Raw genomic sequence first — 21601 nt, 5'->3', positions numbered from 1 at the left:
ACGCTCAGGGTCGAGCACCCGAGCATTCACGGCGGCGGTCGACGGCATCACGGCGGGATCGGCCAGCCGTCGAGTGCCTCGACCAGGGCGCCGAGGTTGGCGGCGTACGTATCCGCGGCCACAGGAGGGACGGGATCAGTGCCGATGCGGCGGCGGCGGCCGACCGTGTTCTCCGGTACGGCGCGATGTCGCGCGGCACCTCGGGCTGTACCGCCAGGCCGAGCATCAGCGCGGGCCGGACGACGTGCTCGGCCGGGCGGGAGCGCCGGTCGACGCGCAGCATGTCGCCGGCATGGCCCTTGAGGAACACCTCAAGGTTGGGCGTACCGCTGTAGCGGCCGGCAAGAGTGGCGAAGATGCCACCTTCCGCCGACAGCACGGCCAGCCGGCCGCCCTGCTCGGCGAAAAGAGACGCGGCCTGCTCGCTGGTGACGTCGTCGGCGACCAAGCGCGGCAGGACCGGCACCGTGATGCCATCGGCGTTCATGCTCGCGCCGGCCGCGTCCGCAGCCGGTGTGTTCGCTGTTGTGGCGCGAGCCGCACCGGATGGTTCGAGGCTTGCTCGACGTGCCGGCGGGGCGGCTCTCAGCGGGTGCCCGAGATGTAGTTGGTCAGTGCGGACCGCTCGGTTTCGAGCTCATCGATGCGGTTCTTCACCACGTCGCCGATGCTGACGATCCCGCACAGGCTGCCGTCCACCATCACGGGCACGTGTCGGACCCGCTGCTCGGTCATGATCCGCATGACGTCCTGGAGGTGGGTGTCCGGCGTGAGTGTGTGCACCCGGGCCGTGTGGATTGCCGTGACCGGGTCGGACAGCACCGCCGGACCCCGCTCGGCCAACGCCCGGACGACGTCGCGCTCGCTGACGATGCCGTCGACCGAGGTGCCGTTCTGTGAGACGACCACGGCGCCTATCCGGTGCTCTGCCAGGACGCTGAGCAGGTGCCGCACGTCGCTGTCAGGGGTCACCGTGACGACCTGTCCGCCTTTGACGCGAAGTACGTCGCTGATGCGCATCTGGCCCTCCCGGCGACCGTGGGCGCGAATGACACGTGCTCCAGAATTCCAGCGTAGAGGGTCGTGGACGACGACGCCGTCGTGGTTCGGCCAAGTCTCACCAGACCAGGGCGGCGCGTCAGGTGGCTCGACGGCCGATCGACAGCATCGCCAAGCGGCCCTGGTACGTCCGGGCGAGGTCAGGCACGGCCGGCCACCGACCGCGCGACCGCCGCTCAGGAGGCCACGTAGTCGGCCAGGTGCTGGCCCGTCAGCGTGGAGCGAGCCCCAACCAGGGCGGCCGGGGTGCCCTCGAAGACCACCTGGCCGCCGTCGTGGCCGGCGCCTGGGCCCAGATCGATGATCCAGTCGGCGTGGGCCATCACGGCCTGGTGGTGTTCGATCACGATGACCGACTTGCCCGTGTCGACCAGGCGGTCCAGCAGGCCCAGGAGGTGTTCCACGTCCGCCAGGTGGAGGCCCGTCGTGGGCTCGTCCAGGACGTACACCCCGCCCTTCTCGGCCATGTGCGTGGCCAGCTTCAGGCGCTGGCGCTCGCCGCCCGACAGCGTGGTCAGGGGCTGACCCAGGGTCAGGTAGCCCAGGCCCACGTCCGACATCCGGGACAGGATCGTGTGGGCCGCGGGGGTACGCGCCTCGCCCTCCGCGAAGAAGTCGGCCGCCTCCGCCACCGGCATGGCCAGGACCTCGCTGATGTCCCTGCCGCCCAGGCGATAGTTCAGCACGGACGGCTCGAAGCGTTTGCCCTCGCACTCCTCGCAGACCGTCGCCACGCCCGCCATCATCGCCAGGTCCGTGTAGATCACGCCCGCGCCGTTGCAGTTGGGGCAGGCGCCCTCCGAGTTGGCGCTGAACAGCGCCGGCTTCACGCCGTTCGCCTTCGCGAAGGCCTTGCGGATCGGGTCCAGCAGGCCCGTGTACGTTGCCGGGTTGCTGCGGCGGGAGCCCTTGATCGGCGTCTGGTCCACCAGGACCACGCCCTCGCGGCCCGCCACCGAGCCGTGGATCAGGCTGCTCTTGCCCGAGCCGGCCACGCCCGTCACCACGACCAGCACGCCCAGTGGGATGTCGACGTCCACGTCGCGCAGGTTGTGCTTGGTCGCGCCGCGGATCTCCAGGGCGCCCGTCGACGACCGTACGGAAGGCTTCAATGTAGCTCGGTCGCCCAGGTGGCGGCCCGTGATCGTGTCGCTCGCCCGCAGGCCCTCCACCGTGCCCTCGAAGCAGACCGTGCCGCCCCCGATGCCGGCGCCCGGGCCCAGGTCCACCACGTGGTCGGCGATCGCGATCGTCTCCGGCTTGTGCTCCACGACCAGGACCGTGTTGCAGCGGTCGCGCAGGCGGAGCAGCAGCTGGTTCATGCGCTGGATGTCGTGCGGGTGCAGGCCGATCGTCGGCTCGTCGAAGACGTACGTCACGTCGGTCAGGGACGAGCCCAGGTGGCGGATCAGCTTGGTGCGCTGGGCCTCGCCGCCGGAGAGCGTCCCGGCCGGGCGGTCCAGCGAGAGGTACCCCAGCCCGATCTCCACGAAGGAGTCGAGCGTGTGCTGGAGCGTGCCCAGGAGCGGCGCCACCGTCGGCTCCTCCAGGTCGCGGATCCAGTCGGCCAGGTCGCTGATCTGCATCGCGCACGCGTCGGCGATGCTGATGCCGTCGATGCGCGACGACCGGGCCGCCTCGCTGAGCCGGCTGCCGTCGCACTCGGGGCAGGTCTGGAACGTCACCGCGCGCTCCACGAAGGCGCGGATGTGCGGCTGCATGGCCTCGACGTCCTTGGAGAGCATGGACTTCTGGATCTTCGGGATCAGGCCCTCGTACGTCAGGTTGACGCCCTGGACCTTCACCTTGACCGGCTCGTGGTACAGGAAGTCCCGCATCTCCTTCTTGGTGTACTTGCGGATCGGCTTGTTCGGGTCGACGAAGCCCGACTCGACGTACACCTGCGTCGTCCAGAAGCTGTCGGCCTTCCAGCCGGGGATGGTGATCGCGCCCTCAAGGATCGACTTGGAGTCGTCGAACAGCTGGGTGAGGTCGAGGTCGGTGACCTGGCCCCGGCCCTCGCAGCGCGGGCACATGCCGCCGGCGCGCGTGAACGTCTTGCGCACGGTTTGCCCACCACCGCGCTCCACGGTGATCGCACCGCTGGCCCGGACCGAGGCCACGTTGAAGGAGAACGCGTTCGGCGGGCCGACGTGCGGCTGCCCGAGCCGGCTGAAGATGATCCGCAGCATCGCGTTGGCGTCGGTGGCGGTGCCGACCGTGGAGCGCGGGTCGGCGCCCATCCGCTCCTGGTCGATGATGATCGCCGTGGTCAGCCCGTCGAGCAGGTCGACGTCGGGCCGGGCCAGCGTCGGCATGAAGCCCTGCACGAAGGCGCTGTACGTCTCGTTGATCATCCGCTGTGACTCGGCGGCGATCGTGTCGAACACCAGCGAGCTCTTGCCCGAGCCGGACACGCCGGTGAACACGGTGAGCCGGCGTTTCGGGATCTCGACGCTGACGTCCTTGAGATTGTTCTCCCGTGCGCCCTGCACGCGGATGACATCGCCGCGATCGAACGCCTGGCTCATCGTGTCCCCCACCAGAATCACTTGTCCTGCAGCAGACCCAGCACGTTGCCGTCGGGGTCGGTGACGGTCGCCACCTGGCGCCCGGGGCCGACCTCGTGCGCGGCCTCCTTCACGGCCCCGCCCGCGGCGGTCACCTCGGCCAGTTTGGCCTCGATGTCGGTCACGTGCCAGTACGCGACCGGCGAGGTCATGCCCTGCGGGCCGCCGCTCGGCACCAGCCCGATGTGCTGGCCGCCGACGTCGTAGCCGACGTAGTAGGCGCTGTCGGCCGTGGGCTCGGCGCCCAGGAGCGCGGTGTAGACCCTCTTGGCGGCCTCGAGGTCGGACACGGGATGCAGTACGGTCTTGATCTCCATGACCGTTACTCTAAGTGAGCCACGACGGCCGATGCTTCTCGAATCCTGATCGGTTCACGAATGGGGCGCGGGTAGGCTCGGCGATATGTCGGTGCTTGTCGCATTCAGTGTGACGCCGCTCGGCGTCGGGGAAGACGTCGGCGCGCTCGTGGCCGAGGCCGTGCGGGTCGTCCGGGCCTCGGGGCTGCCCAACCGGACCGATGCCATGTTCACGTCGGTCGAGGGTGAGTCCTGGGACGAGGTGATGGGAGTGGTACGGGCGGCGGTCGCGGCCGTGCAGGCAAAGGCGCCCCGGACCAGCACCGTCATCAAGGTCGACTGGCGCGAGGGGGTCACCGGGGCGCTCGACGCCAAGGTTGCCAGCGTCGAGCGCCACCTCGCGGACTGAGCGGCTACACCAGGTTCGGGAGGAACTCGGCCAGCGTTTCCACCGTGCCCCACAGGCAGGCCAGCAGGACCGGCAGGCCGACGAACCACGTCTGCAGGCCGCCCCAGCGGACCCGCGCCCAGGTCAGCCCGAGCGTCACGGCGAGCGACGCCTGGAGCCAGAACACCAGCGGTACCAGAGCATCCGGATCCGCCTGCATGGCCCGCTCGGCGACCGGGACCGAGGTCGGGCGGCCCGGCGGGCCGAGGGTCGTCTCCCCCTTGAGCACGGCGTCGACGTACACGACGTTCGTGGGAGCCCACCCGGAGCGCCAGCCGTCCGCCTCGGCCGTGGCCATGGTCAGGCGGGAGCCGCCCGAGGCCAGCCGGGCCGGCAGCGGGGCGTTGGCCCGGCGCACGCCCTGCACCTCGTACTGGAAGATGCCCATGCCGGTGGTGATCGTGATCTTGTCGCCCTCCTTCAGCGACGTGATCTGGCGGAACGGGCCGCCGAACGCGGCCGCGTGGCCGTAGATCACCGACGTGCCCGGCTGCCCGGGCAGCGCCGTGTCCCGCCGGTGGCCCGGGCCGTCGCGCATGACGCCCGACGAGGTGCCCTCGACGACGACCTGGCGCAGCCCGATCGAGGGCGCCTCCAGCAGCGCCACGGGCGTGCCCGCCGGGATGTCGCCGCCCAGCGGCGCGGTGGCCAGGGCGACCTTCTCCCGGAAGCCGTTGTAGAGCTGCTGCTGCGTGCGGGACTGCTGCACCGAGCTCACGCCGAGGGTGTAGATGACGAGCCAGCCGGACACGATGGCCAGCGTCATCAGCGACCGGACGGTGATCGTGACGGCGGGGGGAACGGGCGGCTTGGTCAGGACGACCGGCTCATCCAGTTCGTCGTCGTCATCATCGTCGAGGTCGTCATCCAGATCGACAACAGTCGCCGTCATGTCGCCTTCCACCAGGTCACGACGAAGGTCACGGCCCGGGTGACCGAGCCGATCAGGAACGTCGACAGCGCGATCAGCGCCGCGATCGGCAGCGCCCACGCGGCCAGCCCCGACGACAGCAGCGCGGTGAAGCCGGCCGACTGCGGCACCGCGGCCGCGGACGGCGACGGGGAGGCCGAGCCGGACGGGCGCGAGCCGGTTTCGGGCAGCGCCGACGTGGTCGGGCTGGAACCGCCACCGTTGGAAGCCGGCGGCGGGGGCGCGGGCGGCGACGTGGTGGCCGCGGGCGCGGCCGGCACCACCAGCGGCACCTGCCCGGTCTGCGCGGCGACCGCGTCGGCGGCGCGCAGTGCGTAGGCGCGGAAGTCCCCGAACCCGTTGGCGTCGGTCATCGGCAGGTACCCGGGCGGCAGCTGGCCGCTGCCGAGGCCGGGCGACTGCCCCTCGTCGGCCGCGAAGCGCAGCAACTGGGCGAGCTTCTTGCCGTTCTCGCCGGCGAGGTTCGCCGTCGGGACCACCGCGTAGACCGGCATCGTCCCGGGGTACGCCCCGGCCGCGTCGGCGGTGACGAGCTTGTCGTACTGCATCCGCCACGTGTTCGTGGTGGCGTCGGCCTTCACGAACTTCATCGCGGCCTTCATCGAGTCGTCGGTGGGCTCGACGAACGTGCGACCGTCGCGGTTCGTGATCTTCTCCGTGCGCGGCACCGACGAGTACGACTGCAGCGCGGCCGTGTTCAGCTGGAGGAACGCCGCATCGGCCAGCGTCGTCACGCCGAGCATGAAGCGCGGATGGGACTGCCGCCCCCAGGCGCCCAGGTTGACGCCCATCGGGATGTTGAACTTGTTGTACAGCACGGTGCAGTTGACGTGGGCGTTGGACAGCGCGTACTGCACGCGCTGCGAGATGTTGGCCAGGCTCGCCACCGGCGAGGCCACGAGCGGCAGGTAGGGAATCGGGGTCAGCGACGCCGCGAGCTCGTCGGTCATGTCCGGGCAGCCGCCGTACGACGAGAAGTCCGCGGAGACGAAGTTGTCTAGCAGCGGCCAGCTGGACAGCGGCAGGTCGATCCCCTTGTAGTTGGGGTTGACGACCATGTCCCACGGGTCCTTCTCACCGTCCAGCCAGGCTCGCGCCTCCGGGTCCGCGTCGATGTACGCCGACAGCGACCACATGACGTCGGAGTTGGCCGACAGCGCCAGCACGGTCGAGGAGGTGAGGAAGTTCTCGATGGCGTCGGGGACGGCCGGGTTCAGCGCCCGGAACTCCGGGTCCTGGGTGATGGCGAGCGGGTTCTTCGCCAGCGCCTTGTAGCCCTCGTACTGGCCGCTCGCCTTGCCCCAGGCGGTGCGCAGGCCGCTCCGCGTGGGGTAGGACTGGGTCAGCAGCTTCGCCAGGAGCCTCGGTGTCAGCTTGAGGTCGGTGTACTCGTTGCCCTTGTCGTCGTCGATGAGGTAGCTGATCGCGAACCCTGTGATCGCGACCGGTGAGCTCACCACGGGTATCGGATACGGCTCGTCGGGTGGCAGGCTCGCGAACGCGCCCTGCGCGCCGCTGGCGACCAGGGCCGCCTTCGCCTGCGGCTCGTTGAGGCGGACGTGCCGGAACTTGAACCGGCTCGGGTCGGTGCAGAATGCGGTCGACCACTGGTCGGTGGCCTGCACCAGCATCTCCGAGCCGAAGATGTCGAGCGGCAGCGACGAGCCGGCCTGCTCGCACAGGTTCGCCGGCGGGCCGAACGTGATCGGCACGCTGATCCGGTTGCGCCAGTTGGATGCGCTCCACCACATCGTGCCGGTGACCGCCGCGTCGACCTGGAAGATGTCGTTGATCGGGATCCGGGTGTTCTCCGGGAGCTTCCCGGCGCCGCGGCACGTGGGCTCGCCGAACTTCAGGTCGGCCGGCGTGGGCCGGTCCTCGGGCGGAAGGGCCGCCGCGGTGGGGTCGCAGCTGATCCCCATGATCGGAATGACGACGAGCGAGCACAGGGTGGTCATCGAGCAGCTCATCGAGGGGTTGTGCTCGTTGGTCTGCACGACGAACTTGGCCAAGCCCTCGCCGTCGTGGTTGGTCGCCCCGAAGGTCGTGTTGGCGGGCGGCGCGTCCTTGTCCTCGACGTTGACCATGTCGGGGGCGAGCACCGGGCCGCAGGTGACGTTCTCCCGGGTCTGCAGCGGGTTGTAGACGATGTTGCCGGGGGCCGGGCCGCGGAAGGGCACGAAGCGCGACGGCGGGTTGATGGTCGACTGGTCGCAGGTCTTCGGCAGGTCGCTCGGCACGCCGACGAGCGACTTGCGGTTCGCGGCGGTCTCGTACCGGTCCATCCGCCACGGCGGGAACTGCGTGAACAGGTACGAGGTGAAGCGCCGCTGGTCGATGCTCTGCGTCCAGCAGGTCTCCGGCGTGAGCGGGTTCTGCGCGGTGTCGACGCCTCGGCACTGCATCACGACGACCGGGTACTCCTGCAGGTACGCGGTGACCGTGTTCGGGTTCTCGCCCGTGGCGTGCGTCGGGTGGGCCCCGGTCCACCGGACCCGGACCTGCTGGTTGTTGCGCAGGTTGCTGATCTGGCTGACCGTGACCGTCACGTTCTTCTGGTCCACGACCTCGTCGGTGCCGTCCGCGCGCAGGTGCGCACGGGTCATCGACTTGGTGGCGGTGAACTCGGGTTCGGGCTCGCCCGTCGGCGCCGGGTAGACCCCGGAGCCGGGCAGGATGACGCCGAGGCTGACCAGCAGGACGAACAGGCCGGCGACCCGTTTGCGCTTCATGAGTCCTCCCGCCGGCGGCGCAGCCACCGGCCCAGCAGCGCGGGTGCGAAGACGATGAGCAGGAGCAGCACCGCGGCCGTCGGCCCGAGGACCTTCATGTGCTTGCCGGTCTGGAAGGCCGCGAGGTCGTTCGGCACGCCTACCGCGTTGGCGTCGCCGCCACCGCCGGTGCCGCCGCCGTTGCCGCCGCTGATCACCTCGCCGGTGTCGGGGTCGATCACCGCGCCCGGGGCGGCCGAGCCGCTGGGGTTGGTGCCCCCGCCGCCACCACCACCGCCGCCACCGCCGCCTCCCCCGCCGCCACCGCCGCCACCGCCGCCGCCACCACCGTTGTTGCCGGGGTTGGTGCCGGGGTTGGCGCACGGGCCGTTGCCGCGCTTGTCGCACTCCGGCGGGTTGGGCGCGATCTCGGCGAGGTGGTTCTTCTCCGGCTGGCCGGCGATGAAGGTCGGGTTGTTGCAGGTGTTGACCGGCTTGGCGGCCAGGGTCACCTTCGGGTCGGCCTCGACCAGCTTCTGCAGCTGCTCGAAGCCGGCCTGCACGAGGTTGATCGGCAGGGGCGAGTAGCCGGCGACGCCCATCGAGCTCTGCCCGGCGCAGATGGAGTACGACATGAAGTCGACGAGGGTCTGGCGTTTCTCGCTCGTCAGCCGGGCGTCCTCCGCATCCTTGCCGGTCGGCAGGATGAGGTACGAGTAGGACGACATCGGATAGGTCCGCTTGTCCGGGTTGACGTAGACGCTGTCCAGCTTCTGCAGCAGGTACTGGCAGAGGGGCTTGCCGTCCTTGCCGCAGTCGGGGTCGTCCTTGACCTTGTTGATCTCGGCCCGGGTCAGGGCGACGGCGACGTTGAAGTCGGTCGGCGCGGTGAAGTAGCCGGCCGAGTTCTCCAGCTTGACGACCGGGTAGTTGGCGCCGAGAGCGTAGGAGTACTCGTCGTAGCCGATGGCGCCGTTGCTGGAGCCGGCGGTGACCTGGTTGATCACACCGTCCGAGCCGTTCTGGGCGATGATCTTGCCGTTCTGGCCGCCGAACTTGCCGCCGCCCGCCGGGGTGGTCGGGAAGTACTCCGTGAACTCCGCGGAGCCGTTGTACTCCCGCCACAGCGCCGGGTACTGCTTGGCCAGGTACGAGGTGAACTGGGCGGTCGAGCCGGAGCCCTCGGAGTGCACGACGACGAGGATCTGCAGCGACGGCAGCTTGCGCCCGTTGTTGTCGGCGGTGATCGCCGGGTCGCTCCAGTTCGTGATCTTGCCGAGGAAGATCTTCGCCAGCGTCTCGCCGGACAGCCGCAGGTTGCGCACCAACTGGCCGCCGACGCGGACCTGGTAGACGAACGACGTGCCGCCGGCGACGATCGGGAGGTACGCGTAGGGGCGCCCCTGCGAGTCGTCCTTCTGGCCGGTCTTCGGGTCGGTGCCCCGGAAGCCGATGTCGGAGATGGCGAAGTCGTTCGCGAGCGCCGCGAAGTCCTTACGACCCGTCGCCGAACCGGTCGGGGTGAAGTCGACCTGCATGCCCTGCTTCTGCACGTCGGCGACCCACTGGTTGAGCGCGTTCGCGCTCCAGGACGAACCGGTGCCGGTGATGCGGGCGTGACCGACGGCGGCCGCGGCCGGGGTGGCCGGCGCGACCAGGGATGCGACGATCGCGAGCACGGCCACGATCGCGGCCCGTGCCGGCCTGGGGGGAATTCGCTTCACGATAGATCCTCGGTGTCAGACCCGGGGCCGGGAGAGCCAGCGGGTCACGGCGAACAGGAGCAGCACCAGGGTCAGCAGGACGACGGCGGCGCCGAACCCGCGGTCGATGTAGCCCGGCTGTCCACTTCGGACAGCGATGAAGATGTACAGCGGCAGCGAGTTCATCGTGTACTCGAACGGGTTGAGGTTCGTGAACGTCGAGGCGCCCGAGACGATGAGCACCGGCGCGGTCTCGCCGATGCCACGGGCGACGCCCAGGATGAGCGCGGTCGCCAGGCCCGGGCGGGCGGTCGGCAGCACGACGTGCCGGATCACCTGCCACTGCGAGGCGCCGAGGGCCAGGCCGGCCTCGCGCAGGCCGCCCGGGACCACCCGCAGCACCACGTCGGCGGCGCGGGCGATGATCGGCAGCATGGTGACCCCGATCGCGAGCGCGGCCGCGAAGCCGGACTTCTCCCAGCCGAGCGCGATGATGACGGTGGTGTAGACGAACAGGCCGGCGAGGATGTCCGGGATCGCGGTCATCGCCTCGACGACGGTGCGCACCACCCGGGCCAGCTTCCCGCCGACCTCCACCATGTACACGGCGGTGGCGATGCCGAGCGGCAGCGAGATGACGACGGCGATCGCGATCTCGATGGCCGTGCCGATGATCGCGTGCTTGATGCCGCCCTCGCTCAGCGGCGCCTGCGGCCGCACACCGGCCATGTCCGCTGTGAAGAAGTTCAGGTGCAGGGTCACCAGGAAGCCGCGGAAGAAGGTGTACAGCACGGTCGAGAGCAGCGCGATGCCGACCACGATCGCGCCGGCGTGCACCATCGCCGACGCCACCCGGTCGACGACGACCGGCCGCGGGCTGGACAGCGCGGTGACCGTCGCATACATGAGGAGGAAGACGACGTACCACACGATGACGAAGCCGATGAAGCCGTAGAACGGCAGGATCTTGCCGTAGCCGACCCAGGTCAGGGCGAGCGAGGCCAGGGTGGCGCCGGCGAAGCTGAGCTTGTCGTCGAGGGTCCGGCCGCGCAGCCGCCGCGGCCGCTCGACGACGGCGGGCTGCTCCGGCTTGGGCGGCCGGGGTGGCCCGGGCGGTCCGGGCGGCCCGGGCGGCCCGGTGCGGACGGGTGGTGGTGCGGTCACGGTCACGGCTCGGCCCTCAGATCTCGGTCGCGGCGCCGCTGCGGCTGCGGCTGACGATGATCGCGGCGATCGTGTTGACGATCACCGTGATGACGAACAGGACGAAGCCCGCGGTGAGCAGGGCCGACAGCTGCGCCGCCGTCGCCTCGCCGAAGCGGTTGGCGATGAGCGAGGAGACCGTGATCGTGCCGTTCTCCAGGATGCGGATCTTGATCTCGAACGCGACCGAGATGATGAGCAGCACGGCGACCGTCTCGCCGAGCGCCCGGCCGAGACCGAGCATGGTGCCGCCGACGATGCCGCCCCGCCCGAACGGCAGCACGACCGTGCGGATCATGCCCCACCGGGTCGCGCCGAGCGCCAGGGCCGCCTCCCGCTCGCCGACGGGCGCCTGGGCGAACACGTCACGCATGACCGCGCAGCTGATCGGGATGACCATCATGGCGACGACCAGGCCGGCGATGAACGCCGAACCGGTGTAGACGGACTGGGCGTACGCGGGCGCGTCCGGGTCGGTGCTGGCCTCGAACAGCGGGATCCAGCCGAGGTTCTGGTGGATCCAGTGCGCGACCGGCACCAGCTGCGGCTGCAGCAGCCAGAAGCCCCACAGGCCGTAGATGATGCTCGGCACGGCGGCCATCAGGTCGACCATCGCGACGAGCGTCTTGCGGATCGCGTTCGGCGCGAACTCGGTGATGTACAGCGCCGAGGCCAGCGCCAGCGGGAACGCGGTGAGCATCGCGATGACGCCGACGAGCAGGGTGCCGAGGAGCACGGCGGACATGCCGACCTGGTCGCGCTCCGGCAGCCACTCGTTCTCGGTGAAGAACGCCGCGCCGTAGCGGCGCAGCGTCGGCAGCGCCTGCAGGGCCAGGAACACGCCGATCGAGCCGAAGACCACCAGGATGAACACGCCGACGCCGCGCGCGGTGTGCCGGAAGACGCGGTCGGCGAGCGACCCGACCGACGCGAGCGATCGCGGTACCTCGTCCTGGAGCTCGGGCGCGCTCATCCGAACCGGCCGTTGACGTAGTCGGACGTGCGCTGGTCGCGCGGCGCGCCGAACATCTGCTCGGTGTCGCCGCTCTCCACGATGGCACCGGGCGTGCCGTGCTCGGCCAGGAAGAACGCGCACTGCTGGGACACCCGGTGGGCCTGCTGCATGTTGTGCGTGACGATGACGATCGTCACCTCGTGGGCAAGCTCGGCGATCGTCTGCTCGATGACGCGGGTCGAGGTCGGGTCGAGCGCCGAGCACGGCTCGTCCATGAGCAGCACGCGCGGCCGCACCGCCAGCGAGCGGGCGATGCACAACCGCTGCTGCTGGCCGCCGGACAGCGCGCCGCCCGGCGACTTGAGCCGGTCGCTGACCTCGCGCCACAGGCCGGCCTTGATCAGACACTCCTCGACGAGCGCGTCCTTCTCCGACTTGCGCACGTTGGTGCCGGTGAGCTTCAGCCCGGCGACCACGTTGTCGTAGATGCTCATCGTCGGGAACGGGTTCGGCTTCTGGAACACCATGCCGATCTGGCGGCGGGCCTCGGTGAGCCGGCGGCCGGTGTCGTAGATGTCCACGCCGTCGAGCAGCACCTCGCCGGCGAGCTGGGCCGAGGGCACCAGTTCGTGCATCCGGTTGAGGATCCGCAGGAACGTCGACTTGCCGCAGCCCGAGGGGCCGATGAGCGCGGTGACCCTGCCCGGCTGCATGGTGAGCGACACCCGGTCGAGCACCTTGCGCTGGCCGAACCAGGCCGAGATGGCCCGCGCCTCCAGCGTGGCCAGGGACGCGTGCCGCGGCGGGGGCGGCGGCGGCGGCGGCTGGAAGTACATCTCCTGCGTGGGTGCGGTGCTCATGAGGTCACCTTCCGGCGGCGGCGCCCGAGGGCGACCGCGATGGCGCCGACCGCGACGAGCGCGAGGCCCGCGCCGGCGATCGTCATGACGTCGGTGCCGGTCCGCGGCAGCGGGGCGCCGTTGGACGGGCTGGGCGACGGGTGCGGGCTGCCGCTCACCTCGACGCTGATCGGCACGCCGGTCTCCCGCACGCCGACCGGGTGGATGTCGCGGGGCTGCTCCCCGATCGCCTCGGTGGTGGCGCCGCGCACGAGCTTCCAGGTGTCGCCGGTGACCTTGATGTCGGCCGTCGCGTAGCTGGAGGTCAGCGTCCCCTCGCCGGGCACCCCGAGGAAGATGCGCAGCTGGACCAGGCCGTTCCACTGGGTCGGGTAGACCTCGAGGAACTCGGCGAGCGAGCCGGCCTCGGGCGGCGCGATCACCGTCGGGCGGGCCGGGTCCTCGTAGGTGCTCGCGCCGGTCAGGAAGCGGCCGTTCCACTGCGTCGGGTCGGTGCCGTGGCGGGGCAGGAAGCCGAGCAGGGTCGCCTTGCGGCCCTCGCCGTCGTAGGGCGGCGCCGCCTTGACGTGGCCGACCGCCTTGGCGACGAACGGCTTGTCCGACACCTTCCCCTGCGTGACGATGTTGCCGTCCCGGCCGTAGAGGGCGATCACGCCGGCCGAGCGGGAGTCGGTGTAGGGCACGGGCTCGTCGTCCTTGCCGCACGCGCCGGTGGTGGCGAGCGCCGCCACCATGGCCACCGCGGCCGCTGCTCTCATGAACCTCATGCGCTCGCTCCGGCCCCGGCGCCGGCCTCGGCCTTGTCCTCGGCCTTGTCCTCCGGCTTGGCTCCGGCGGCCTCGGCCTTCTTGGCCTCCTTGCGGGCGCGCTTGCGGGCCAGCGCCTCGGCCTGGGCCTTGGCCAGCCGGCGGCGGATCAGCTGCCGGCGCACCAGGAAGCCGGCACCGCCGAGCAGGATCAGGAACGCGAGCAGCAGCAGCCAGGGCCACGCCCAGATGATCGTGTGGCTCTCGGTCTTCGGGACGGCCTGGCCGACCGGCTGCTCGGGGTCGGGGAACGGCTCCAGCTCGATGCGGACGGTCAGCGGACCGGCCGGGAAGACGCCGTCGACCTCGGCGCGGTGCGGTACGTGCTGACCGGGAAGCAGCTCGGGAAGGTCGGTCAGCTTCTTCTCGGCAAGGGTGATGCCCGTCGCCGCGGACTTCACCACGAGCTTCGCGCGGCTCTGCAGGCGGATGTTGCCGGTGTTCTCGACCGTGTAGGAGACGGCGACCTTGCCGGAGCCGAACGGGTTGCTGACGCCGGTGTACTCGGCATCGACATCCTTGGGGGTGAGGCTCGGGCTGAGCAGCCCGGCAATCCTCAAGTACACCCGCACCGCCACCCGCGTGTCGACCTTGACGTCGGTGCCCGTGGCGAGCGAGACCACGACGCCGCCGGCGTGGTCGCCGGGTGTGGCGTTCTGCGGTACCGCGATGCTGAACGGCACCACCGCCGTCGCACCGGCCTCGATGGTGACCGTGGCCGCGCCGAACTTGATCCAGGAACCGATGTCGATCGGCTTCTGCGCGGCCGGCAGCAGGTCGAAGGCGCCGGTGCTGGTGTTGAACGCGTCGGTGCCGTAGATGACGAACGACGCCGCGACCTTGCTGCTGTTGGTGACGAGGACCTTCTCCTCCACGCTGGCGCCGGGCGTGCCCTGCAGCGTGTAGTGGGTGCGCCGGTCGGGCTTGCCCTCGGGGCTTCCCGGCCGCACCGACCAGGCTCGGTTGCCGTCGTCGGCGGGCTCGGCGTGCGCGGCCGCGGGGGCCAGCAGCACCCCGGCGGCGACCGCCAGGAGCAGCGATACGAGGCGTCTCATGTTCAGCATCCGTCCGTCGTCTGTCGTCGTCGTCTGAAAGGGCGACGGCTCAGGCCGGCCCGGGAAGCCCCGGACCGACCTGAGCTGTCTTCAGTTGTTCACCGTCAGGGGCTGACCAGGGTCAGCGTGAGGGTGCTGGTGTACAGGCCGGTCGGGCTGGTGTCCGGGATCCGCAGCTCCAGCGAGGAGGTGAGGTCCTTGGTGCCCAGACCGTTGCCGGGAGCGGCCTTCGCGAACTGGCTGCTCACGCCGAGACCGTTGCTCGACTCCGTCTTGAGCTTGGAGTCGACCGTCGGGCCGGCCGACACGGTGCCCTCGGCGTCGCCGCCGGCGGCCGCCGGGACCCAGCCGAGGTAGGACGCGGGGACCACGGTCGAGCCGTTGTGGAAGTCCGCGGCCTGCCCGTTGAGGGTCCAGCCGTCCTGGGTCGGCCGGGTGTCGTTCACCGAGACGCCGGTCAGCGAGCCCGTGAACACCCAGGCGTGGCGGTGACCCGTGGGGTCGGTCGCCAGGGCCGGGTGGCCGTTCGGGTCGGTCACCGGAATCTGGGTCAGCTGAACCTTGGTGCCCGCGGCGACCTGGAGGACCAGGGCACCGGCGAACGGCTCAGTGTTGTTCTGCGCCTCGAGCGGCACGGCCGCCGAGTTCGCGCCCACCACCGCGTAGTTCACGATCGAGGACGTCGACGACTGGAAGCCGTTGACGCTCGGCGTGAACGTGGCGACGAGCAGGTGGTTGCCGGTGGCGAGGGTCTTGACGAGCGTCGCCGTGCCGGTGGCGGCGTCGTAGGTGCCCTGGCCGAGGCTGGTGGAACCGTCGAAGAACTCGACCGAGCCGGCGGTGCCGACCGGGGCGACGTTCGCCGTGAGGGTCACGTCGAGCGTGCCGCCGGAACCGGCCGCGGTGCCGCTCGGCGGGTTCGCCGACAGCTGGGTCGTGGTCGGCGTGCCCGGGGCGTTCACGGTGAAGGGCAGCGCCGTGGAGGTGGAACCGTTGAAGGCGGAGGTGTCACTCGGCGTGAACTGCGCGGTGTACGAGTGGCTGCCCACCGACGGGGTGGCGGGGAACGTCGCCGTCCCCGTGGCCGCGTTGTAGGTGCCGGCGCCGAGGTCGGTCGCCCCGTCGAAGAAGTGGACCGAGCCGGCGGTGCCGGTCGGGGTCACCTTCGCGGTCAGGGTGACCGCCGTGCCGCTGTTGACCGGGCTGGACGGGCTGGCCGTCAGCGTGGTCGTGGTGGGCGTGGCCGACGCCGGGTGGACCACGGTCCACGTGCCGGCAGCGGTGTCCACCTGGATGTCGACACGGAAGTAGTTCACATCGGGCGACTGACCCGGGGCGGTCGTGATCAGGCGAACCTGGTAGATGTTCGCGAGAGCCGGAGCCGTCTCGGTGTTCGGGTTCGCCGCGATGTACGCCGCCAGCGACTGGCCCGTCGTCGCGGAGACGAGCGGGTTCGTCGACGTGTTGAGCGGCGCCGGAGCGTTGGTGTTCGGGTAGTTGGTGGTGTTGGTGACGACCGCCGACACGAACTGGTCGGTCGGGGTGGCCGCCTTCGGGGTCGCAACCCGGATGAAGGCCCTGGTGTCCCCCGAACGACCCGGGCCCGACGCCGAAGCGTAGGCCGCGAACGGGACGGTGCTGAGGCTACCGCCGGTGATGACGGCGCCGCTGGCGTTGTACAGGGTGATGTGCCCGATCGCGTTGGGGTCCGGCTCGAAGCCGGGCGTCACCGCAGCGTTCGCGACACCTCCCCCCGCCAGCACGCCGGCCGCGACGACCAGAGCGGCCGCCGAGACCATCAGGGACCTGGAGCGAATCTTCAACGGGAACTCCCTTTCATTGGTGTGTGGAGCTGGCGTCAGGGCGTGTTGCAGATACCGGCGTCGGCGTACTGGTACGTGAAGCCGGCCGCGTCCTCGACCAGCGGCTGCGCCAGGAAGGACTGCGAGAGGAAGCCGCCCGGAGCGAACAGCGCCCGGTTCCAGGAGGTGTTGATCTCGCTGTTGCGGACGATGAAGTACACCGGCCGCGTCACGTCGAACGCCTGGCCACCGGAGAGCAGGTTGATCGGGTCCTGCGCGGTGCCGTTGTTGAAGTAACCGTTGTGGATCATGACCAGACGGGCGGTCGAGAACGGCGCGATGGCGTTCGCGTTGCTCTGGACCGGCGCCGGGTCGTGCTCCTCGGCCCGGACCAGGCCCTCAGCCGTGGTGCGGACCTGGGCCTCGGTCAGGCCGAGCTGCGCGATGAAGAACTGCTCGGTGCCCGAGGTGGCCGGCGGCAGGATCGGGACGATCGTCGCGCCGGGGTTGGGGCCGTTGTAGCCGGTGACCTGGCCCCAGGTGGTGATCTGCGGGGGGCTGCTGTAGATCTTCTTGAGGTCGGCGGCGCTGATGCCACCGGTGCCCGCGTTCGACGCCACCAGCTTGGAGGTGGCGATCTTCAGACCGTCGAGGCCCATCTGGTAGCAGCGCAGGCCGCCCCAGCCGAGGGCGACCGCGCGGTCGTTCTCGGTCTTGCTGGGCTTGCGGGAGCTACGGACGAACTGGACCTTGTGGTTCGCGCCGGTGTCGGTCTGCGTGAAGTACGTCAGACCACCGCCGGAACCGTTCGGCCGCACGACCGGGAAGTTGCCGCCCCGCAGCACCACGGTCGCACCCGTGGTGAGCGTGCCCCGGGCGTCACCGGTCGCGTCGAAGCTGAACATGCGGGCGCCCGCGGCGTTGAAGCCGGGGTTGCCCAGGTAGTCGCCGTCCGCCAGGAAGTCGGCGGCGTACTGGATGGTGTCGGAGCCGACGCCAACGATGTCGGCACCCTGCGCGGCGGCATCCGCGCCCGCGGGCGTGGCCTGGGCGAACAGGAGCACCGCTACTCCCGCCACCCCCAGCCCGACCTTGCTGATGGTTCGCATTCGCTGACCTTTCCGCCTTGCACCCACAGTTGGATGCGTTGGCGACCCTGGCAGTGCAGAACCACCGCCGAGTAGTAGGTCAATGAACGACGAATGAATCGTCTATCGGCCCTCTGACCAGCGCATACGAGGAAACCGAGCCTCCGATGAGCGCATGGCCGAACGGGATTTCGAACGCTTACGCCGGACATGCAGCAGGTAAACAGCAGGTCCGGACCGGACCTATCCGGTCATTCCAAGAATGCGTTTCACCGAATTGCTATGAATGCGTATCGACGGCGTCGAGAAAACGTAGCGCGGCGAGCACGTTCTCGCTGCGCCAAGCGGCGAGCACCCGGTCGAATCCGCTCGCCGTGGCCTGCCGCCGCTCCAGCGCCCGGCCGAGCGGCGCGACCACCTCGCGCTGGCGGGCGACGAGGTCCGCGGTGCCGCGGCCGCGGCGGTCCAGCAGGGCGAGCTTCACCAGGAACTCGGAGCGCAGGTCGCGCACGTGCTCGACGGGCCGGCCCAGCCAGTCCGACACCGCCCCGGCGCCGGCCGGTGTCGTGGTGAGGATCGAGCGCTGCGGCCCGCGGCTGCCGGCCTCGGTGGCCTCGACGCGGACGAGCTCGAACGCGCCGAGACGGTCGAGGCTGCGGTACACCACCGGCCGCGGGACGTGCCACACCCGCCCGACGGTCCCGCCGTCGCCGGTGAGCGCCGCGACGGCGAAGCCGTGCGTCGGCGCCTCGTCGACGAGGGTGAGCACGATCCACTCGGCCAGCGACAACGACGGCACGGTTGGCAGCGTACTGCGTGCTCCAGTAGTCTCACTGTGACTACTGGAGGTATGGTCGTGGACTTTGCGCCGGTGGGGCAGCTGCTGGTGGACGGCGACCGCGTCTGCTGCCACCTGTGCGGGCGGTGGTTCCTGTCCGTGGCGAGTCATCTGCGGCACCACGGATGGACCAAGGCGCAGTACATCGAGGCGTTCGGCCTGGAGATCGGCAACCCGCTCAGCGGCGAGGCGACCCGCAAGCGTCGCGCGGCCGCCCTGACCGCCCGCCGCGCGGTGGAGCCGGTGATCCGTGAGGCCCAGCGCGCGGCCCGCGGCCGGGCCGGCGACGGCACGCTGACGGCGGCGGCCGCGCGGGCGGCCCGCGGCCGGGCCCACCCCGCGGAGCGGCTCGCGAAGACTCTCGCCGCCCTCGCCACGGTCGACCCGGCGGCCCGGGCCGCGGGCAACCGCCGCCGGGCCGAGCGGCAACGGGCGCGCACCGAGGCGTCGGCCGCGGCCCGGTTCGGCTTCCCGACCTTCGCCGAGTACGTCGCCGACCGCCTGGCGAGCGGGATGAGCATGGCCGCGGTGAGCCGCGAGGCCGGCCTGCACAAGGACTGGGTGGCCCGGCACGCCCCGGCGCCCAAGCCGCACCACACGGACGTGCGGCTGGGGCCGGCGGCCCGGGCGGCCGGCCACGACTCGGTCGCCGGCTACCTGCGCGACGCCCACCTCGCCCGGCACCGCACGGTCGCGGCGATCGCCGCCGAGGCCGGCGTGTCGCGGACGACCGTGGTCGCGGCCCTGGCCCACCACGGCATCCCGATGCTGGCCCACGCCGGCAAGCGGGCCGGCGCCGAGTTGCGCCGCCGGGCCGCCGCCGCCACCGTCGGCCACGACTCCATCGCGGACTGGGTCGCGGCCCGCCGCGCCGGGGGCGCCACCTGGTCGGCGCTGGCCGCCGAGTCGGGCCTGGCGACGACGACCCTGCGCCGCTACGCGTCCTGAGCCAGGGCGTGGCCCGTCGTGCTGTCGACGGCCCCACTAGCCTTGAGGCCGTGATCGACCGCTGGATGGCTGACCCCGATCCCGCTCTCCTGCCGCCCGCGCGGACGCCCGAAGTCCGGCTGGAGAGCCACGGAGAGACGCTGCTCGGGGTCCTGCACGTGCCCGCCGGCCCCGGGCCGCACCCGGTGGTCGTGCTGCTGCACGGCTTCCCCGGCAACGAGCGCAACTTCGACCTCGCGCAGGCGCTGCGCCGGGCCGGGTACGCGACGCTCGTCTTCCACTACCGCGGCTCGTGGGGCGTGGGCGGCGCGTACGGCTGGCGCACCGTGCTCGCCGACGCCGCCCACGTCACCCGGATCGTGCGCGAGAAGCCACCCACGGAGGACCTCGACCCGGGCCGCGTCGCCGTCGTCGGGCACAGCCTCGGCGGGTTCGCCGCCCTGCACACCGCGGCCGGCGATCCCGCGGTCCGGGCGGTCGTCTCCATCGCCGGCTTCGACTTCGGCGGGGCCGCGCGACGAGGGCTGGCCGACCCGGCCGCCCGGGAGGCGCTGCGGACGATGTTCGGCGAGGACCTGCTGCCGCTGCGCGGCACGAGCGCGGGGCAGCTCCTGGCGGAGGCCGAGACGAACGCCGACGCGTTCGCGCTCGCCGGCCTCGGGCCGCGGCTCGCGAACCGCCCGGTGCTGCTGGTCGCGGCCGCCGACGACACCGTCGCCCCGCCGGCGCTGCACCACGAACCGCTCGTGGCCGCGTACCAGGGCGCCGAGCACGTCGTCCTCCCCGACGACCACGTCCTGTCCGGTCACCGTCTGGCGCTCACCCGAGCGGTCGTGGACTTCCTGGACCGCAACCTCTGAGCCGTCAGCAGGACGCGGCGCGGGCGAGGAGCAGCGAGCGTTCCCGCTCGTTGCGGGTCATCGAGGCCGCGCGCTCGAACTCCGCGCGGGCCTCGGCCGGGCGGCCCAGCCGGAGCAGGAAGTCGGCGCGCACGCTCGGCAGCAGGTGGTAGTTGCGCAGCGACGGCTCCTCCGCCAGCGGGTCGAGCACCGACAGGCCGGCCGCCGGGCCGTCCGCCATCGACACGGCGACGGCGCGGTTCAGCTCGACGATCGGGGACGGCGCGACGGCGGACAGCTCCCGGTACAACAGGGAGATCCGCGCCCAGTCCGTCTCCGCGGCGGTCCGCGCGCGGGCGTGGCACGCCGCGATCGCCGCCTGCAGCGTGTAGGTCCCGCCGCCCAGCGCCTCCGCCTTCGCCAGCGCGTCGAGGCCCCGCCGGATGAGCAGCCGGTCCCAGCGGCCGCGGTCCTGCTCCAGCAGGACGATCGGCTCGCCGGAGGGGCCGGTGCGGGCGGCGCTGCGGGACGCCTGGATCTCCAGCAGCGCGACCAGGCCGTGGACCTCGGCCTCGCCGGGCATGAGGCCGGCCAGGACGCGGCCCAGCCGCATCGCCTCCTCGCAGAGTGCGGGGCGCATCCAGTCGTCGCCGGCGGTCGCCGAATACCCCTCGTTGAAGATCAGGTAGATGACCTCCAGCACGGAGGCCAGCCGGGCGGCCCGGTCCTCGCCGACCGGCAGCTCGAACGGCACGTGCGCGTCGGCGAGGGTCTTCTTCGCGCGGCTGATCCGCTGGCCGACCGTCGCGTCCGGCACCAGGAAGGCGCGGGCGATCTCGACCGTCGACAGGCCGCCGAGCATCCGCAGGGTCAGCGCCACGCGGGCCTCCGGCGACAGCACCGGGTGGCAGGCCGTGAAGATGAGCCGCAGCAGGTCGTCCTCGATCGGCTCATCCTCGAGGACCGCGTCGAAGTCGGACGTGTCGGCCTCCGCGGGATGCACGAGGTCGGGCAGGTTGCGCTCGAAGCGCTCGCGCCGGCGGATCTGGTCGATGGCGCGGCGCTTGGCCGTGGTCATGAGCCAGGCGCCGGGGTTGCGCGGCACGCCCTCGGCCGGCCACTGCTCCAGCGCCGCGACCAGCGCGTCCTGCGCCAGCTCCTCGGCCTGCCCGACGTCGCCGATGAGGCGGGCCAGGCCGGCGATGACCCGGCCCGCCTCGATCCGCCAGACGGCCTCAACCGCTTGTTTGGGATCCACGATCCCAAACACTAGACGTCACTCGAACTCGGAGACCCGGCGAACCTCGACCGCCACCTCGTCGAACATCGACGCGAACCGGCGGCCCCACTCGATCGCCTCGGCCTCGTCGCGGACCTGCAGGATGCCGAAGCCGCCGATGACCTCCTTCGCCTCGGCGAAGGGCCCGTCGACCACGGTGGTCTGGCCGTTCTTCACGGTGATCGTCTGCGCGCCGGCCGACGGGTGGGT

The 21601-nt window shown here is 71.3% G+C and carries 20 protein-coding genes; 3 read left to right on the top strand and 17 right to left on the bottom strand.

The annotated features are described in order from the left end of the window. Positions 1 to 4: 4 nt before the first annotated feature. From IEZ31_RS57385 to IEZ31_RS44275, 4 genes are all read right to left on the bottom strand, one after another. The gene (locus tag IEZ31_RS57385; protein ID WP_268241748.1) at positions 5 to 589 is read right to left on the bottom strand and encodes a DUF3987 domain-containing protein; all 585 of its coding nucleotides are present in this window, start codon (positions 587 to 589) and stop codon (positions 5 to 7) included. Further along, entirely contained in the window at positions 586 to 972 is a 387-nt protein-coding gene (locus tag IEZ31_RS44285; protein ID WP_229836775.1) for a CBS domain-containing protein, read from the bottom strand. Before IEZ31_RS44285 ends, IEZ31_RS57385 begins: the two co-directional genes overlap by 4 nt. 263 nt (positions 973 to 1235) lie before the next feature. Further along, entirely contained in the window at positions 1236 to 3590 is a 2355-nt protein-coding gene (locus tag IEZ31_RS44280) for an ATP-binding cassette domain-containing protein (protein WP_190256178.1), read from the bottom strand. A gap of 17 nt (positions 3591 to 3607) precedes the next feature. Beyond that, positions 3608 to 3946, bottom strand: coding sequence for a VOC family protein (locus tag IEZ31_RS44275; RefSeq protein ID WP_190256143.1), 339 nt, complete (start codon positions 3944 to 3946; stop codon positions 3608 to 3610). Between the two features lie 85 nt (positions 3947 to 4031). Between IEZ31_RS44275 and IEZ31_RS44270 the strand changes: the two genes are divergently transcribed. After that, positions 4032 to 4334: an MTH1187 family thiamine-binding protein gene (locus IEZ31_RS44270; RefSeq protein ID WP_190256142.1), complete on the top strand. Its 303-nt coding sequence runs from the start codon at positions 4032 to 4034 to the stop codon at positions 4332 to 4334. A 4-nt stretch (positions 4335 to 4338) separates the two neighbouring features. On the opposite strand, the gene IEZ31_RS44265 is transcribed toward IEZ31_RS44270, so the two are convergent. The 11 genes from IEZ31_RS44265 to IEZ31_RS44215 form a co-directional block, all read right to left on the bottom strand. Continuing rightward, the gene (locus IEZ31_RS44265; RefSeq protein WP_190256141.1) at positions 4339 to 5265 is read right to left on the bottom strand and encodes a sortase domain-containing protein; all 927 of its coding nucleotides are present in this window, start codon (positions 5263 to 5265) and stop codon (positions 4339 to 4341) included. After that, positions 5262 to 8036, bottom strand: coding sequence for a hypothetical protein (locus IEZ31_RS44260; RefSeq protein WP_190256140.1), 2775 nt, complete (start codon positions 8034 to 8036; stop codon positions 5262 to 5264). Before IEZ31_RS44260 ends, IEZ31_RS44265 begins: the two co-directional genes overlap by 4 nt. Continuing rightward, positions 8033 to 9739 carry a substrate-binding domain-containing protein gene (locus IEZ31_RS58400; RefSeq protein ID WP_268241747.1) on the bottom strand — a complete coding sequence of 569 codons (1707 nt, stop codon included), beginning with the start codon at positions 9737 to 9739 and terminating at the stop codon, positions 8033 to 8035. The genes IEZ31_RS44260 and IEZ31_RS58400 overlap by 4 nt, the downstream gene beginning before the upstream one ends. A gap of 15 nt (positions 9740 to 9754) precedes the next feature. After that, complete coding sequence (pstA, locus tag IEZ31_RS44250; protein WP_229836773.1) at positions 9755 to 10888, bottom strand: phosphate ABC transporter permease PstA; 1134 nt, start codon at positions 10886 to 10888, stop codon at positions 9755 to 9757. A gap of 10 nt (positions 10889 to 10898) precedes the next feature. Then, positions 10899 to 11894, bottom strand: coding sequence for a phosphate ABC transporter permease subunit PstC (gene pstC / locus IEZ31_RS44245; RefSeq protein ID WP_190256139.1), 996 nt, complete (start codon positions 11892 to 11894; stop codon positions 10899 to 10901). Continuing rightward, entirely contained in the window at positions 11891 to 12712 is an 822-nt protein-coding gene (locus IEZ31_RS44240; protein WP_229836792.1) for a phosphate ABC transporter ATP-binding protein, read from the bottom strand. The genes pstC and IEZ31_RS44240 overlap by 4 nt, the downstream gene beginning before the upstream one ends. A 20-nt stretch (positions 12713 to 12732) precedes the next feature. Continuing rightward, positions 12733 to 13503 (bottom strand): LPXTG cell wall anchor domain-containing protein, encoded by a 771-nt coding sequence (locus IEZ31_RS44235; protein ID WP_190256137.1) that lies wholly within the window; start codon positions 13501 to 13503, stop codon positions 12733 to 12735. Then, positions 13500 to 14597, bottom strand: a complete 1098-nt coding sequence (locus tag IEZ31_RS44230; RefSeq protein WP_190256136.1) for a WxL protein peptidoglycan domain-containing protein — start codon at positions 14595 to 14597, stop codon at positions 13500 to 13502. The genes IEZ31_RS44235 and IEZ31_RS44230 overlap by 4 nt, the downstream gene beginning before the upstream one ends. A gap of 104 nt (positions 14598 to 14701) precedes the next feature. After that, positions 14702 to 16420, bottom strand: coding sequence for an Ig-like domain-containing protein (locus IEZ31_RS44225; RefSeq protein WP_190256135.1), 1719 nt, complete (start codon positions 16418 to 16420; stop codon positions 14702 to 14704). 35 nt (positions 16421 to 16455) lie between these two features. Next, a complete protein-coding gene (locus IEZ31_RS44220; RefSeq protein WP_190256134.1) occupies positions 16456 to 17508 on the bottom strand; it encodes a PstS family phosphate ABC transporter substrate-binding protein in 1053 nt (350 codons plus the stop codon). A gap of 259 nt (positions 17509 to 17767) precedes the next feature. Then, positions 17768 to 18286, bottom strand: a complete 519-nt coding sequence (locus IEZ31_RS44215; protein WP_229836772.1) for a PadR family transcriptional regulator — start codon at positions 18284 to 18286, stop codon at positions 17768 to 17770. A gap of 57 nt (positions 18287 to 18343) precedes the next feature. On the opposite strand from IEZ31_RS44215, the gene IEZ31_RS44210 reads away from it, so the two are divergent. Beyond that, positions 18344 to 19273, top strand: a complete 930-nt coding sequence (locus IEZ31_RS44210; protein WP_190256181.1) for a MucR family transcriptional regulator — start codon at positions 18344 to 18346, stop codon at positions 19271 to 19273. A gap of 50 nt (positions 19274 to 19323) precedes the next feature. Continuing rightward, positions 19324 to 20133, top strand: a complete 810-nt coding sequence (locus IEZ31_RS44205; protein ID WP_229836770.1) for an alpha/beta hydrolase family protein — start codon at positions 19324 to 19326, stop codon at positions 20131 to 20133. Positions 20134 to 20137: 4 nt separating this feature from the next. On the opposite strand, the gene IEZ31_RS44200 is transcribed toward IEZ31_RS44205, so the two are convergent. Together IEZ31_RS44200 and IEZ31_RS57375 are read right to left on the bottom strand one after the other, a co-directional pair. Beyond that, a complete protein-coding gene (locus tag IEZ31_RS44200; protein ID WP_444542479.1) occupies positions 20138 to 21373 on the bottom strand; it encodes an RNA polymerase sigma factor in 1236 nt (411 codons plus the stop codon). 15 nt (positions 21374 to 21388) lie between these two features. Continuing rightward, on the bottom strand, positions 21389 to 21601 hold a 213-nt coding region (locus IEZ31_RS57375; protein WP_229836768.1), incomplete at its 5' end, for a YciI family protein.

This window comes from Dactylosporangium sucinum (genome assembly GCF_014647515.1).
Lineage (GTDB): Bacteria > Actinomycetota > Actinomycetes > Mycobacteriales > Micromonosporaceae > Dactylosporangium > Dactylosporangium sucinum.
This window is presented reverse-complemented; position numbering and strand designations above follow the sequence as displayed.

Bases quoted from the DNA above. Each gene is read 5' to 3' on its own strand.
- IEZ31_RS44280 (WP_190256178.1), bottom strand. From the start codon at position 3,590: ATGAGCCAGGCGTTCGATCGCGGCGATGTCATCCGCGTGCAGGGCGCA.
- IEZ31_RS44260 (WP_190256140.1), bottom strand. From the start codon at position 8,036: ATGAAGCGCAAACGGGTCGCCGGCCTGTTCGTCCTGCTGGTCAGCCTC.
- IEZ31_RS44240 (WP_229836792.1), bottom strand. From the start codon at position 12,712: ATGTACTTCCAGCCGCCGCCGCCGCCGCCCCCGCCGCGGCACGCGTCC.
- IEZ31_RS44230 (WP_190256136.1), bottom strand. From the start codon at position 14,597: ATGAGACGCCTCGTATCGCTGCTCCTGGCGGTCGCCGCCGGGGTGCTG.
- pstC (WP_190256139.1), bottom strand. From the start codon at position 11,894: ATGAGCGCGCCCGAGCTCCAGGACGAGGTACCGCGATCGCTCGCGTCG.
- IEZ31_RS44270 (WP_190256142.1), top strand. From the start codon at position 4,032: ATGTCGGTGCTTGTCGCATTCAGTGTGACGCCGCTCGGCGTCGGGGAA.
- IEZ31_RS44235 (WP_190256137.1), bottom strand. From the start codon at position 13,503: ATGAGGTTCATGAGAGCAGCGGCCGCGGTGGCCATGGTGGCGGCGCTC.
- IEZ31_RS44275 (WP_190256143.1), bottom strand. From the start codon at position 3,946: ATGGAGATCAAGACCGTACTGCATCCCGTGTCCGACCTCGAGGCCGCC.
- IEZ31_RS44220 (WP_190256134.1), bottom strand. From the start codon at position 17,508: ATGCGAACCATCAGCAAGGTCGGGCTGGGGGTGGCGGGAGTAGCGGTG.
- IEZ31_RS44265 (WP_190256141.1), bottom strand. From the start codon at position 5,265: ATGACGGCGACTGTTGTCGATCTGGATGACGACCTCGACGATGATGAC.